This window comes from Brevibacterium pigmentatum, from assembly GCF_011617465.1.
In the GTDB taxonomy this organism is placed as follows: domain Bacteria; phylum Actinomycetota; class Actinomycetes; order Actinomycetales; family Brevibacteriaceae; genus Brevibacterium; species Brevibacterium pigmentatum.
The window spans coordinates 1761983-1775861 of record NZ_CP050153.1 but is presented as its reverse complement, the minus strand read 5'-3'; the positions used below and the strand labels follow the sequence as shown (position 1 = coordinate 1775861).

Sequence of the window (13879 nt, the reverse complement as noted above, 5' to 3'; positions counted from 1 at the left end):
GCGCTCAGGAATCCGGGACGGTGTCGATCGAGACCATCGTCGCCTTCACGGAGGCAGTTGCGAGGCTGCCCGGCTCGAGTTCGAGCTCGCGGCAGGCTTCGGCCGACATCAGCGACACCACGCGGAAGGGGCCGCACTGCATGCTGACCTGGGCCATGACTCCGTCGATGCTGACGTCCGTGACGAGACCGGCGAATCGGTTGCGTGAGGAGCTCACGACTCCGCTGGGGTCGGGCAGAGCGCCTGCTGACGACTGGGCGAGTGCGGCGAGTTCGCTGCCTTCGACGACCGCTCGGTTCGAGGCATCCTTGTGCTGGGACAGTCGACCGTCGGCGACCCACCGGCGCACTGTGTCATCGCTGACGCCGAGGAAACGTGCCGCATCGCTGATGCGCAGCCGGGTCATTCGAGCGCTCCTACCCATTCGTCGGTGCCGTCGTTGAAGTGCTGGTGCTTCCAGATCGCCACCCGTGCCTTGACCTCGTCGATGAGTTCGGCGCAGGCAAGGAAGGAATCCTTCCGGTGGGCGGAGGCGACGACGGCAGCCAGGGCCACGTCGCCGATCGAGAGGTCGCCGACGCGGTGGACGACGGAAAGCCTCACCGCAGGATGGCGGGCGGCGATGTCCGCAGCCACCTCGGCGATCTGAGTGGAGGCCAGGGGGTGGGATTCGTAGTGCAGACGAGCAACTCCCCGGCCTTCGTCGTGGTCGCGGATAACGCCGGAGAAGGTGACGACCGCACCGCAGGTGGCGGTGAGGACCTCGGGTTCGAGCTCCGCAGTCGAAATCGGGGTCTCGACGACTCCCGTGGTCACAACTGTCCCGGTGGTCATGATTCCCGTGTCCAATCTCCGCTTTTCCCGCCGGTCTTCTCGACGACCTTGATGTCGCCGATGACAGCTTGGTTGTCGACGGCTTTGATCATGTCGAAGATCGTCAGTGCAGCAGTGGTCACGGCCGTCAGGGCCTCCATTTCGACACCGGTCTTCGACACTGTCTTCACCGCGGCGGTGATGGCGACTGCGTCGTCGCGGAGCTCGAACTCGACGTCGATTCCCGTCAGCGGCAGCGGATGGCACAGCGGGATGAGGTCGGAGGTGCGCTTGGCTCCCATCACGGCGGCGATGCGCGCCACGGGCAGGGCATCTCCCTTGGGCAGTCCCGCCTCGGCGATGAGGTCGATGACCTCGGGACGGGTGGTGATGAGGCCGGAGGCGACGGCTCGGCGCTTCGTGACGTCCTTGTCGCCGACATCGACCATCTGCGCGGTTCCGGAGGCGTCGACGTGGCTGAGTTTCATGCGATCTTCCACGTCATCAGCCTATCTCCCGCAGCTGAGTACGGATCGTCTGCGCCCGATTCCTCGGGAGAGACGAAGACGAGGTGGGTGGCTTCGGCATAGCTGTGGAGCAGGTGGGAGCGGGAGTCCCCGACGAACGCGAGGCCAGCATCCGTGAGTTGGGCGCGGCGGACCTGGAGCTTTCCTGCGGGAGGGGCTTCGTCGAATCCGTGGGCCAGACGGTGGTAGGCGACCTCCCGGGGAGCCTCGTGGCCGGCCAGGCCGAGCAGAGCGGGACGGATGAAGAGCTCGAAGCTGATGAGCGTGCTCACGGGGTTGCCGGGCAGGGCGATCCATGCATGATCGGCCAGGCGACCACAGCCCTGCGGTCCCCCGGGCTGCATAGCGATGGGTTCGAACGTCATCGCCGATCGCCCGTCGAGATCGGCGGCGAGTCTGACGACTTCGTGTGCCCCCTTCGAGATCCCGCCGGTGGAGATGACGAGCTGCGCATCGCTGCTGCGCACTCGGTCGAGCAGCTGCTGCGGGTCGTCGGGGACGAACGCAACCTCGGCCTCGACGCCGAGGCGGCGCAGCCCGGCCGACAGCGTCACGGAATTCGCGTCGTTGATCCCGGCGGCCGCCTCGGCGGCGATCTCATCCCCTGTGCTCACGACGAGGACGCGCGGCAGGCCGAGCACCGGCAGCTCATTCACCCCGCACGCGGCGGCCACGCCGAGGTGGGCGGGCGTCAGCATGGTGCCCTCTCTCAGCACGGTCTGACCTGCGCGGACGTCGGAGCCGCGGCGACGGACGAATGTTCCCGGCGCGGGCTCGACCTCGGCGGTGATGGTCACGGTATCGGCACCGAAGCGTCCCGGCGAGGTGTCCTCGATCTTGACGACCGAATCGGTGCCCGGCGGCAGCGGTGCCCCGGTCATGATCTCGACTGCGGTGCCCGGTTGCACCTGCTGACCGCGTGCTCCCGCGGCGACGCGGCCGCGCACGGGAATCGGACGTCCGCACAGCTCCTCCACGGTGGCGGCGGCCAGGGCATAGCCGTCCATGCTCGAGTTGTCGAAGCCGGGCACATCGATCGGTGATTCAATGTCGGCGGTCAGCCGCCTCGGCGCCTCCAGCAGGGACGTCAGCGGCAGCTCCACCGGTTCGGTCAGTGGGGCGATCGTCTCGAATACCCGCTCACGGTGCATCTTCGCTGTAGTCATGGGATGATGATATCGACACGCTTTTCAAGGAGGATGACGCAATGGAGAAGATCGGCCTGCCCATGCCGGTGCTGCGAACTCCGACGGTCGACCCGGGCGAGGAGTTCACCGCCCACGGCGAGGATTCTCTGCTCGACACCTTCGATCGGCGCGCTCGCGACCTCCGCATCTCACTCACGGACTTCTGCAACCTGCGCTGCACCTACTGCATGCCGGAAGAAGGCGTCGAATTCATGTCGCGCGATTCCGCCATGTCCGGTGACGAGATCGTCCGCTTCGTCCGCATCGCGGTGGAGAAGTTCGGCGTCGATCAGGTCCGGTTCACCGGTGGCGAACCGCTGACGCGCAAGGACATCAACCAGATCATCGCCGGTGTCGCGGCATTGGAGCCGCGTCCGAACATCGCGCTGACGACGAACGCGATCGGCCTGGACAAGCGTGCCGCAGGGCTGAAGGAAGCGGGACTGGATCGCATCAACGTCTCGCTCGACACGATCGATCCGGAGACGTTTGAGACCATGACCAGGCGCCCGTTCCTCAAACGGGTGGTAGAAGGCATCGACGGGGCGAAGGCCGCCGGACTCGACCCCGTGAAGATCAATGCCGTGCTGCTGCCGGGGGTCAACGATGCGCAGGCTCCCGATCTGCTGCAGTGGTGCCTCGAGCAGAACCTGAGTCTGCGGTTCATCGAGCAGATGCCCTTGGATGCCGGCCATTCCTGGAATCGGACGTCGATGATCACGGCCGCCGATATCTTCGCGCTTCTCGAACCCCGCTTCGTCCTCACCCCGGACTCGGCGCCGCGCAACGGTGCCCCGGCCGAGAAGTTCCTCGTCGCCGATCGACGCCGGCCCGATACGGTTCTCGGCACCGTCGGCATCATCGCTTCGGTCACGCGTCCGTTCTGCGCAGACTGCACCCGCACCCGGCTGACAGCGGAGGGACGTGTGCGCACCTGCCTGTTCTCCCGCACCGAGGTCGATCTGCTCACCGCGATGCGCGATGGCGCCTCAGATGAATCGATTGCGAACCTGTGGAAGGGTGCGCACTGGAAGAAGCTCGCCGGTCATGGGATGGACACGGATTCGTTCGAGCAGCCGCAGCGTCCCATGAGCGCCATCGGAGGATAAGTGCCCACCATCACCGTTCGGTTCTTCGCCGCAGCCCGTGAGGCGTTCGGCGCCCGCGAATCACAGATCCGTGCCGGATCCGTCGATGAACTCGTGGGCACCCTCGCCGAGGCGGCCGAACCCCAAGCCGCGACCGTGCTGTCGCGTTCGAGTTTCCTCGTCAACTCCGTGGCCGCGACCGATCGTTCCGTGGCCCTGTCCGATGGTGACACCGTCGACGTGCTCCCGCCGTTCGCCGGCGGGTGAGGTTCCGTCAGTGACCACCGACGCTGCGAAACGGGGACGTCTGGCGGGCTGAAGTCTCGTCAGCGCCGTTGAGGAGTCGGCTGCGACAGAAATGCGAGGTAGCCGCCGTTGATCGAGGCCACCCCGATGCCCTGTGAGCGCAGCTGCGCCGCCGTCTTCGCAGAGCGCACGCCCGACCGGCAATAGAGCGCAAGAGCGGACTGCTGCTTGGGATCCTGCTGGCCGGGCAGTCTGTCGGGGTCGGCGAGCAGTTCTGCCATCGGAATGTGGATCGCACCGGGGACCATCCCCGAGGCGACCTCATCGTCCTCGCGTACGTCGACGAGGATGGCGCCGTCGTCGATGTCCGCCCAGGTCAGAGTGGCCGGCCCCAGGGCGCTGTCCTCTGTGTTCGGTTCGGTTCGGTCCCCTCCGACGTCGCCTTCTGTGTGGAGGGAGTCGAACGAGTGCTGTGCATAGTCGCTGCGATGCTGCTCGAGGTCGGTGACCGGAGGCCTGCCGGGGTTCGGTCGGACAGGCACTGTCTCCCAACCGGCGTCGAGGCTGCTGTGGATGGCCACGCTGTCGAACAGCGGTGTGCCGATTCCAGTGAGCACCTTGATGGTTTCCATCGCCATGGCAGATCCGATGCTTCCGCACAGTGGTCCGAGGACTCCGGCGACCGAGCAGTCGGGCACACTGCCGGGAGCGGGAACCTCGGGATAGAGGTCGCGCAGAGTCGCACCGTGCTTCGCGTCGAAGACGGCGACCTGTCCGTCGAAGCCGAGGATCGTCCCCCAGACCAATGGGATGCCGAGGATCTCGCAGGCATCGTTGGCGAGGTACCTGGTGGCGAAGTTGTCGCTGCCGTCGACGACGATGTCGACGCCGTCGAAGAGGCCGAGTGCGTTGTCCGGGGTCAGAAGCTGAGGAATCGTGCGGACCTCGATCGACGAGTTGACCTCGGTCATCCGCTCCTGTGCGGAATCGATCTTGCGAGTGCCGATGGTCGCCTCGGAGTGGATGACCTGTCGATGCAGATTGCTCAGCTCGACGACATCGGGATCGACCACGGTGATCGTGCCGATACCCGCGGCCGCGAGGTAGCTGAGGATCGGTGCGCCGAGTCCTCCTGCGCCGATGACGAGGACATGCGAATCGAGCAGTGCCGCCTGCGCGCTCTCACCGAATCCTGACAGCCGGATCTGGCGAGCGTAGCGGGCCCGATCGGCAGGGTTGAGGCGTGAAATGGACATGTTTCCATCCTAATGCGGCGATCTTTGGTGTGCCCGAGCCGCTCCGGCCGCGGCTGCGTCCTGGCTTCGGCGGCAATTGTGCTCTGAACTCGGCAATGTCTGTGCTCTGACTTTGGCGTCAGCACTCAAGGTACTCGATGACCGTGCCCGCGCTCAGCTCCCCTGAGCTGCGTGGGGAATCTGAGTCGCGCTCTGAACCAGTGCCGCGTGGGATTCTGATGATCACATCGGCGGAGGCGAAGTTCGGCAGTCCGGCCCGATCAGCTGCAAGGATCTCCCCCGATTCCGTGAAGGTGCCGGGACGGAAGGTGACGGCCCTGCCGTGTTGTCGCAGGCTGGGGCCGGCGAGGATGCCCTTCCGCCATCTCTGCCGCAGACTCTTACCCGTCAGCAGCGAGCCGACGAACAGGTGGAAGGCAACAAAAGCGCCCTGTGGAGTGCCGGGCAGATGGATCAGCGGCAGAGTCCCGAAGCGTCCGAATCCCTGAGGGGAACCGGGGCGCATATCAAGTCGACCGAACGTCGAATGGTCGGACTCCAGTGCCTGGCGGACGACCTCGAAGGCGCCCGCGCTGATTCCGCCGGTCGTCACGACGAGGTCGGCCTCAGCCTGCATCGAAGTGAGCACGCTGATCAGCTCCTCAGCGTCGTCTCTGCTCGTGGCTTCGATGGGTACGGCGCCCAGGCCGCCGACTGCGGCGGCGAGCATCGGCAGGTTCGAGTTGAAGATCGAGGCGGCGACCGCCTCGGTGGGGGTGTCATCTGTCGGGTCGGTGACCTGGATTTCGTCTCCAGTGACGATCAGACCGATGCGGGGTGTGCGGATCGTTTCGACTTCGGTGATGCCGAGCATCGCCAGGACGCCGAGCCCGGCGGCGGTGATCCGCTCCCCCGCAGTGAGGACGGGGTCACCGCGTTTCATGTCCTCACCGATTGCGCGGATATTCCATCCGGGTGGCACGGAACTCGGGAGAGAGTCGATCCGAATGGTTTCGGGGGCGGGCCCGGTCTGCCGAGCGTCGGTGAGTTCGACGGGGACGACCGCCTCGGCGTCGGTGGGCACGGGAGCCCCGGTCATCACCCGCGCCGCACATCCCGGCTGCAGAGCGACGGCTCGGTGGCCGGCGGGGATGTCGCCGATGACACGGATGGGATCGCCGATGCGGGCGGCGTTCAGAGCTGCCCCGTCGAGGGCGAATCCGTCCATCGCCGAGGCGGCGAAGTCCGGCACCGATCGCGGAGCGATGATGTCCGTCCCCGTGATGCGTCCGACCGCGTTGCGTATCGGCGTCGTCTCAGTACGCAGATCCGGTGCCAGCCCGGCGACGAGCTCGGAGTAGTCCTCTGGGTCCAATGATGTCCTTCCCTCGAGTCGATCCTACTGGCGAATCGAGGCTGACCCCGATGATTCGGTGCAGGCCGGATGATTCGATGCAGGCCAAGCCCGGTTCGTTCGGTGCAGCTCGCGCCGGGTTCGTCTACAGTGTGGAGCGTGGACACTGACCGAGCAGTAACCATCGCGCCCTCGCAGTTGAAACCGATCAGCTGGGAGGCCGCCGCGACTGCCCTTCTGGCGATCTCGGCGGTGGTGCTCTTCGGTCTGGGAACGACGTTTCCGCAGGTCCGCACCTTCGGATACGCGCCTATGCTCGCGGCCTTGGCCATCGCATGGAGCGTCAACCGTGGATTCGCCAGGGACCTCAGCATCATCGCCGGGTGTCTCGCGCTCATCTCGGCGATCTCGGTCGAGGCGGACATCTCCTGGACGAATATCGCCCGCATGGGTGTGGTGCTCTCCGCCGTCGTCATCGGCCCGTGGCTGGTGACCCGGTATGTCTTCAAGGATCACACGATCCAGTTCCCGATGCGTCGCGGACAATCGTGGACGCGGCTCGAATGGGCATGGCTGGTCTTCGTCGTCGTGGTCGCCTGGGCGGTGCTGCCGCAGTATTTCATGCGCACCGGGATCTACCTCAACTGGCCGCCGCTGACGAACTGGTCGGAGATCATCCGTCTGTTCTTCGGGGTCAACGCTGTGGGCATTTGGGATGAGCTGTTCTTCATCTGCACGGTCTTCGCCTTGCTGCGCAAACACTTCTCATTCTGGACGGCGAATGTGTTCACCACGGTCATCTTCGTCTCGTTCCTCTGGGAGCTCGGCTACCGGTCGATCGGGCCGCTGCTGACGATCCCCTTCGCGCTCGTGCAGGCCTTCATCTTCACCCGCACGAAGTCACTGCCCTATACGGTCACGGTGCACCTGCTCTTCGACGCGCTCGTGTTCCTCACGATCGTCCATGCACATCACCCCGACGCACTGCCCATCTTCATCGGAGTCTGACTGCCTTAGTCAGTTTCTCGACGAGCACCAGCATCTCTCACCCGGACTCGCATAGCCTCCGGCTGGTTCTGCATCCATCACTCGTCGCGCCGCATCGTCTTGCTGCAACGCTCTGAAGCGACACTTACGGTGGGGGACGGTCGCCCGGTACGCCGACGGCCCCTCCGAGTCACCGACTCGGAGGGGCCGTCGAACTGCGCGAGCTCAACGCGCCGCAGCTGAACTCAGCGGATTCCGCGCAGCAGCCCCAGCATCGGCTTCGTCAGCGTCAGCGCGAGCAGGCCGAGCACGACCGACGAGCCGCCGACCGACAGCCAGTACGGTGTCTGGTTGGCGGTGTCGAAGTAGCCGCCGAGCACACCGGACAGTGCCGTGCCCACGCCCGAGGCGAGGAAGAACACGGCGATCATCTGCGACTGGAAGACCTTCGGCGCGACCTTCGTGGAGAACGAGAGACCCACCGGCGAGATGAGCAGCTCACCGAAGACGAACACTGCGAGGGTCAGTGCCACCCACAGCAGCGGAGTCTGGTTGGGGCCGGCCTCAGCAAAGGGCAGGAACATGAGGAAGCCGATGCCGATGAGCACGAGCGACAGGCCGGCCTTGACCGGCGTCGAGATCTGCTTCGGCCCGAGCTTCATCCACATCGTCGCGAACAGCGGGGCGAAGACGATGACGAAGAACGCAGGGATCAGCTGGATCCAGTTGATCGGCATCTCCCAACCGAAGATCGAACGGTTGAGCTGCGTATCCGAATAGACGGTGAGCACACCGAAGATCTGCTGGTACATCGACCAGAACACCACGACCGTGATGAAGAACGGGATGTAGGCGAGGACGCGTGAGCGTTCGTCGCCATTCGTCTGCGACGAGGTGTACATGACGATGAAGTAGCAAGCGGCCGCGCCGGCAGAGATTCCGGCGATCCACCAGTCGAGGTTCTCGGGGTTGACGATCTTCGTCATCCACAGGATGACTGCGAGGGGAACGACGACCACGATGGCCACGATGAAGAGGTAGAGCTTGTTCTTCGGCAGCGGGTTGACGGCGATACGGGACTCCGGCGGAAGGTTCTTCCGGCCGGTGAGGTAGATGACGAGACCGAGGGCCATGCCGACCGCTGCGGCACCGAATCCGTAGTGGAAGCCGATCTTCGACTGCAGCAGACCGGTGATGAGCGGGCCGAACAGGGCACCGATGTTCACACCCATGTAGAAGATGGTGAAGCCGGCGTCACGCCGCGGGTCCTTCTCTTCGTAGAGTTCGCCGACCAGCGCCGAAGCGTTCGCCTTGAGACCGCCGGAGCCGAGCGCGACGAGAATGAGGCCGGCCGCCACTCCCCCGAACCCGGGAATGAGAGCCAAGCAGATGTGGCCGACCATGATGATGATCGCAGAGTAGAAGAGGACCTTCTCCGCACCGGCGAGGCGATCGGCGATCCATGCGCCGAGGATGGTGGCGAGGAAGACAGCACCGCCGTAGGCACCGACGATTCCGACGGCCGTGCCCTGCTCCATCCCCATGCCGCCATCGGTGACGCTGAAGTAGAGGTAGAGGGCGAGGATGCCGTTCATCCCGTAGTAGGAGAAGCGCTCCCACAATTCGAGGCTGAAGAGCTGCATGAGCGGCAGAGGGTGTCCGAAGAAGCGGGTATCGCTGCGGACGGCCTCGGTCGTCGAGGTGCTTGTAGACATTGTGTGCTTTCCGTAGTGGTGTGAAGGGCCACGATCGGTGGCGCAGTTCACGATGGACCAGCGGACATCCTACTCCTCGGTTTTGCCGTGGTCACACCTGGCAGCGCCTGGGACACGCCGTCCCAAAAAGCGGAAAGTCGGAGTGATTCAGGTCTCGTCTTCGGCGTCGGTCACGCGCTGCCGTGACGGCTTGACTGCCTTCCGGTCGCTGCGTCGTCCGATGAGCAGATTGAGCAGGCCCGCGCACAGGACGATCGCCGAGGCGGTCACAGGAACTGCCATCGCCACAGCCGTTCCCTGATCCTCGGCGAGGATGCCGTTGATCGCCGAGGATACCGATTGGCCGACGATGATCGCCGATCCCGCCATCGACATCACCGTCGCCGATCGCCCGAGCGGCGCGCGTTCGGCGGCGAGGCTGAACAGGGTGACGAGGCTCGGTCCGATTCCCGTGCCCATGAGCAGCAGCGCAATGACGATGATCGACATCGATTCCGTCGAGGCGAGGATGACCGATCCCGTGACCAGGATGGGCGCGAAGCACAGCAGGCGTGCCCACAGCGCGAACGATGCGGGGAAGAGCGCTACCGAGATCGCGAGCACCGCGGAGCCGATGCCCATCACTCCGTAGATGAGACCGGCTTCCTCCGGCCGTCCGATGTCATTGGTCAGGGCGGTCAGAGCTGTGAGCGTCGAGCCGAAGACCATTCCGACGCCGAAGACGCCGAGGATGATGACGAAGACCCCGGCGGTGAACATGTCCTTCGCCGGTGCGCGCTCGCCGAGGCTGCTCGACGTCCCGGTCCGTCTGGACCTGCCCGTCGGGTGGAGCGCGAAAGCGGAGACGAATATCAGCGTCATGACGATCGCCCCGATGATGGGCGCCACCGGGGAGAAGAAGGTTGCCAGCAGACCGACGAGGAAGGGGCCGAAGACGAAGATGACCTCATCGGCGGCGGATTCGTAGGCCATCGTGGCGTTGAGGACCTTCGGCCGCCTCGGTGACGGCAGAACCGACATGACGATGTCGACGATGCGTGAACGCGACATCGGTGCCACCTGAGGCGAGGTGGCACCGATCGCGAAGGCGGCGATGAAGACGACGAAATCGGGCAGCGGGCTGAAGACGACCCATGCCATGAAGGTCAGCGCCGCACAGTTGAGGATCCCGGCGACGAGCAGCACGTAGCGCTGTCCCCAGCGATCGGCGGCGGCCCCGATGAAGGACCCGAACAGGGCGGTGCCCAGTCCGACCATGGCGGAGTTGATTCCGCCGAGGCTGAGCGATCCGCGGCCGGCCACGACGAGGGTGAGGACACCGACGACGATCATGGCGAACGGCATGCGCGCGACGAACGCTATCGGGAAGTAGCTGCGGCCGACTGCCGAGAACAGAGTCGGTGAGGACTGCTGCGGCTCGGTGTGCTGAACCGAGGCGGGAATTTCGCTGTCTGTCATATCAATCCAGTTTCTGCTCCCGCTCGTCCGGGAGGTCGTGCCGCCGTGGTGACCTGGATCAAATCACTCGGTAGGTGCACGCAGTTGTTCTGAGAAAGTCGAGCCGAAAGGCTCACCCTCAGGTTACTGCGTTTGGCGGCCCGTTTCGAGTGGGAGACCTCCAGGCGACGTTGAGTTTCATCACCATGGCACGGACCTCATTCCCAACTTCGACTCAGTAAGAACGCAGATCGGTCTGCGAGGATGACGCTCATGAACTTCTTGTCTCGCGTCATCGTCAACGCCTGTGCGATCTGGGTGGCCGCCTGGATCCTGCCGGGTGTGACGATCACAGGGAATCGGGTCGTCGAGGAGCAGGCCGGAGCCATTCCGGCGATGATCATCTCCTACCTCGTCATCGGTCTCATCTTCGGGCTGGCGAATGCCTTCATCAAACCGATCCTCAGCTTCGTCTCGGCCCCGATCACGTGTCTGACCCTGGGACTGTTCTCCATCGTCATCAACGCGATCATGCTCGCGCTGACGAGTTGGCTCAGCGGGTTCACGCCGTTCGAGTTCACCATCGATTCGTTCTTCTTCTCCGCCATCTTCGCCGCGATCATCGTCTCGATCGTCTCCGCACTGCTCGGTTGGCTGGTCCCGGAGCGAAGCGCCGACCACGACCGGAGATGAGCAAAGTCCTCTACGCGATGTAGACTGTTGCTGAGAGTCAGCTGACCACCAGAAACATCGCCGGAGGAGACCATGTCCGATATCGCCGCCCCGAAGAGAACCCGCAATTCCGCATCGTTTGCCGATGTCATCGTCTTCGTCTTCGCCTTCGCGCTCTTCCTTTTCGGGCTCTACCTCTTCGGAGCTTCGTTCTCCTCACCTGAAGGCACCGAGTTCTGGGTGTTCTGGGGCGGTCTGCTCGCATCGAGCTTCGCCTTCCTCGTCCCGATCGTCTACCGCTGGGCTCGCGACTCCCGCCGCTGATCTCCAGATCGCTACACGTTGGGCCGCTGCGCTGATGCGCAGCGGCCCTTCGTCGCTTCCCGGCGGATCGCTCTTCGCCGTCAGCGTCGTCGGTGACAGAAATCCATGATCGCCGAGGCGGCCTCGACCGACCGCTCATAGTGCACAAGGTGGCCCACCCCGCCCAGTTCCACGAATTCGACGTCGGAGAGTTCGGCGACGAACCCACGGGTGGGTTCGATCGGGGCGATCGCATCCTTATCGCCGGCGATGACGAGCGTGGGCATCGTCAGGTGGTCGGCCACCTCGGTGACGGTGTGCGCGACGGATGTCGCGAAGGCCTCCGACAGGGACTTCCTGTCGGCGAATGACGAGAAGTGCTTGCCGTGCTGATCATGGATGTACCGACGCAGGCCGGGGTCGCGCGTCGTGGCCATGGCCACGCTCATGGCTCGGACGATCACCGGGTTGCTCAGCAGGGAGCGACCGGCTCGTTCGGGCAGCCGCGCGCCGAGGGCATAGTAGGCGCGAGTCACAGCGGTGAGGAACCGTGCGGGCCCCTCCAGAGCGGGGCTGGTGATCGGGTTGATGAGCACGAGCTCGTCGACGGAGTCCCGATGGGACGCGGCGAGGTGGCTGACCAGGATCGACCCGAAGGAGTGTCCCACGAGGATCGGAGCCAGTCCCCTCTGCCGAGCGATCTCACCGCGCAGCGCGACGAGGTGGTCGACGAAGGCGGAGAGCGATGAACCCGCGTCCAACGCAGCGGTGAGCCCGAATCCGGGCAGGTCGGGCACGATCACTTCGCGGTCGGTGATGCTGCCGGCGATGAGGTCCATTCCATGGTGGTCGCCGCGGAATCCGTGAACCATCAGCAGTGGACGCTGGTGCGGGTCACCCGGGTAGATCCACGCGGCAGTGCTGTGCGAACCCAGCTGGATGTCGGAACGCTGCGATTGTCGTGTCCGCACCTCAGTCGGATTCGGCCGTTTGCAGTCGGGTGACGGCCCGGCGGGGTACGACAACGACGGGGACGGGCAGAATGCGCAGCAGTCGGCGGGCTCGCGCGCCGATGGCGACCTTGCCGCCGCGGCCCAGGCGGCTCGAGCCGATGAATGCGAGGTCACCGGGCTGCCAGTCGATGGTCTCGGCCGCCTCTTCGATATCAGCACCGGCCTTCGTTCTCACCGCCGCTCGTCCCGAGGACAGCATCTCCGATGCCTGGTCTGCCACGACCGCTCCCCCGTACTGTTCGGCGAATTCGGTGATCTCGGCGACTTCGTCGTCGTACAGGCCGTCGTTCTCGATCAGCGACAGCAGTCTGAGGTCGACTCCGAGTCCGACAGCCGATTCGATGGCGGCGCCGATGACTGACGCAGCACCGGGCCGAGCACCGTAGAGTGCGGTCACGCGCGAGATCGGTCCGATATCGGACCTGCCCGACGGGGCGAGCACGACCGGCACCGACGACGAGTGCAGCAGGGACGAGGCGACCGTGCCGATGCGCAGCTGGCGCATGAGGGTCGTGGCCCGTGCACCGATGACGATGCCCAGGGCGCCTTCCTTCTCAGCCACCTCCATGAGGCCCTTTGACTCGTTCGAGGCGATGTGGATCGACCCTCTGGCGCGGATGTCATCGGGGATGAGGGCCAGGGCTTCGTCGAGCCAGTCGTCGATCTGCTGAGCCACGATCCCGGCGCCGTCCTTCGGCACGGCGCTGCCGGCGAGGATCGTCGAGGATTCCGGACGGACGATGGCGACCACGAGTTCGACTTCGATGGACCGCGCGATCGAAATGGCCAGTGAGATCGCGTCCCGGCCCCGATCCGTGGCGATGTATCCGACGACCAGACGTCTGGCGGTGGCGGTCTCTGACATTCTCAACTCCTGAAGCTTCGTGTCCGACTGATGCTCGTCTCTCCCGATTCTACGTCGGCGCAAACAGAGCATCGACCTGACGATTTCGAGAGTTCCTTTTCAAGCACGCACAGACGAAGTGGAACTATTTGGGAAAATAATGAACAAAACTCCCACAAGCATTGAAAGCTGTGCTAAATTCGACAGTGCAATTACGGATTCGCAGACATCACCCTGATTGCACCCTGACAATAGCGGACGTTGACGCCGTCCCCACGAGATCCACGACCATGAAAGGAGAGCAGTGACGATGATGAACTTTCTTGCAGGCCCCGACCTTCGACCGGCTTGGCATGAAAATGCTGCCTGCCCGATTGGCGGACAAGGACTCGTCGGCTGACACAGCCGTCTCTTACGTCTTTTCCACCGGTTGGCTTCCGGCCACCGTTGTCCTCTGA

Annotated in this window: 15 protein-coding genes; 5 read left to right on the top strand and 10 right to left on the bottom strand. The window is 64.7% G+C overall.

The window, feature by feature from the left end:
- Positions 1-4 precede the first annotated feature (4 nt).
- Genes GUY30_RS08040 through GUY30_RS08025 form a run of 4 tightly spaced genes read right to left on the bottom strand, consistent with a single transcriptional unit; the run spans position 5 to position 2506 of the window.
- Positions 5-406, bottom strand: a complete 402-nt coding sequence (locus tag GUY30_RS08040) for a TOBE domain-containing protein (protein ID WP_167195981.1) — start codon at positions 404-406, stop codon at positions 5-7.
- On the bottom strand, positions 403-834 hold the full coding sequence (locus GUY30_RS08035; protein ID WP_167195978.1) for a molybdenum cofactor biosynthesis protein MoaE: 432 nt from the start codon (positions 832-834) through the stop codon (positions 403-405). The genes GUY30_RS08040 and GUY30_RS08035 overlap by 4 nt, the downstream gene beginning before the upstream one ends.
- Positions 831-1301 (bottom strand): cyclic pyranopterin monophosphate synthase MoaC, encoded by a 471-nt coding sequence (gene moaC / locus GUY30_RS08030; protein ID WP_167200804.1) that lies wholly within the window; start codon positions 1299-1301, stop codon positions 831-833. Before moaC ends, GUY30_RS08035 begins: the two co-directional genes overlap by 4 nt.
- Positions 1298-2506: a molybdopterin molybdotransferase MoeA gene (locus GUY30_RS08025; RefSeq protein WP_228281813.1), complete on the bottom strand. Its 1209-nt coding sequence runs from the start codon at positions 2504-2506 to the stop codon at positions 1298-1300. The genes moaC and GUY30_RS08025 overlap by 4 nt, the downstream gene beginning before the upstream one ends.
- Positions 2507-2547: 41 nt before the next feature.
- Between GUY30_RS08025 and moaA the strand changes: the two genes are divergently transcribed.
- Positions 2548-3636: a GTP 3',8-cyclase MoaA gene (moaA, locus tag GUY30_RS08020; RefSeq protein ID WP_167195975.1), complete on the top strand. Its 1089-nt coding sequence runs from the start codon at positions 2548-2550 to the stop codon at positions 3634-3636.
- Positions 3637-3882, top strand: a complete 246-nt coding sequence (locus GUY30_RS08015; RefSeq protein WP_167195972.1) for a MoaD/ThiS family protein — start codon at positions 3637-3639, stop codon at positions 3880-3882.
- Between the two features lie 59 nt (positions 3883-3941).
- On the opposite strand, the gene GUY30_RS08010 is transcribed toward GUY30_RS08015, so the two are convergent.
- Both GUY30_RS08010 and GUY30_RS08005 read right to left on the bottom strand, forming a co-directional pair.
- Positions 3942-5117, bottom strand: coding sequence for a ThiF family adenylyltransferase (locus GUY30_RS08010; protein ID WP_167195969.1), 1176 nt, complete (start codon positions 5115-5117; stop codon positions 3942-3944).
- A gap of 118 nt (positions 5118-5235) precedes the next feature.
- The gene (locus GUY30_RS08005) at positions 5236-6471 is read right to left on the bottom strand and encodes a molybdopterin molybdotransferase MoeA (protein WP_167195966.1); all 1236 of its coding nucleotides are present in this window, start codon (positions 6469-6471) and stop codon (positions 5236-5238) included.
- Positions 6472-6609: 138 nt separating this feature from the next.
- On the opposite strand from GUY30_RS08005, the gene GUY30_RS08000 reads away from it, so the two are divergent.
- Complete coding sequence (locus tag GUY30_RS08000) at positions 6610-7458, top strand: CPBP family intramembrane glutamic endopeptidase (RefSeq protein ID WP_228281811.1); 849 nt, start codon at positions 6610-6612, stop codon at positions 7456-7458.
- Between the two features lie 224 nt (positions 7459-7682).
- On the opposite strand, the gene GUY30_RS07995 is transcribed toward GUY30_RS08000, so the two are convergent.
- Both GUY30_RS07995 and GUY30_RS07990 read right to left on the bottom strand, forming a co-directional pair.
- Positions 7683-9152 carry a peptide MFS transporter gene (locus GUY30_RS07995; RefSeq protein WP_167195963.1) on the bottom strand — a complete coding sequence of 490 codons (1470 nt, stop codon included), beginning with the start codon at positions 9150-9152 and terminating at the stop codon, positions 7683-7685.
- A gap of 147 nt (positions 9153-9299) precedes the next feature.
- Positions 9300-10610 carry an MFS transporter gene (locus tag GUY30_RS07990; protein WP_167195961.1) on the bottom strand — a complete coding sequence of 437 codons (1311 nt, stop codon included), beginning with the start codon at positions 10608-10610 and terminating at the stop codon, positions 9300-9302.
- A 252-nt stretch (positions 10611-10862) separates the two neighbouring features.
- Here GUY30_RS07990 and GUY30_RS07985 point away from each other — a divergent pair, with 252 nt between their 5' ends.
- Together GUY30_RS07985 and GUY30_RS07980 are read left to right on the top strand one after the other, a co-directional pair.
- Complete coding sequence (locus tag GUY30_RS07985; protein ID WP_098731037.1) at positions 10863-11282, top strand: phage holin family protein; 420 nt, start codon at positions 10863-10865, stop codon at positions 11280-11282.
- A 72-nt stretch (positions 11283-11354) separates the two neighbouring features.
- Entirely contained in the window at positions 11355-11585 is a 231-nt protein-coding gene (locus GUY30_RS07980) for a hypothetical protein (protein WP_098731036.1), read from the top strand.
- Between the two features lie 80 nt (positions 11586-11665).
- On the opposite strand, the gene GUY30_RS07975 is transcribed toward GUY30_RS07980, so the two are convergent.
- Complete coding sequence (locus GUY30_RS07975; RefSeq protein WP_167195958.1) at positions 11666-12436, bottom strand: alpha/beta fold hydrolase; 771 nt, start codon at positions 12434-12436, stop codon at positions 11666-11668.
- 100 nt (positions 12437-12536) lie between these two features.
- Positions 12537-13442 carry a universal stress protein gene (locus GUY30_RS07970; RefSeq protein WP_167195955.1) on the bottom strand — a complete coding sequence of 302 codons (906 nt, stop codon included), beginning with the start codon at positions 13440-13442 and terminating at the stop codon, positions 12537-12539.
- Between the last annotated feature and the right edge of the window lie 437 nt (positions 13443-13879).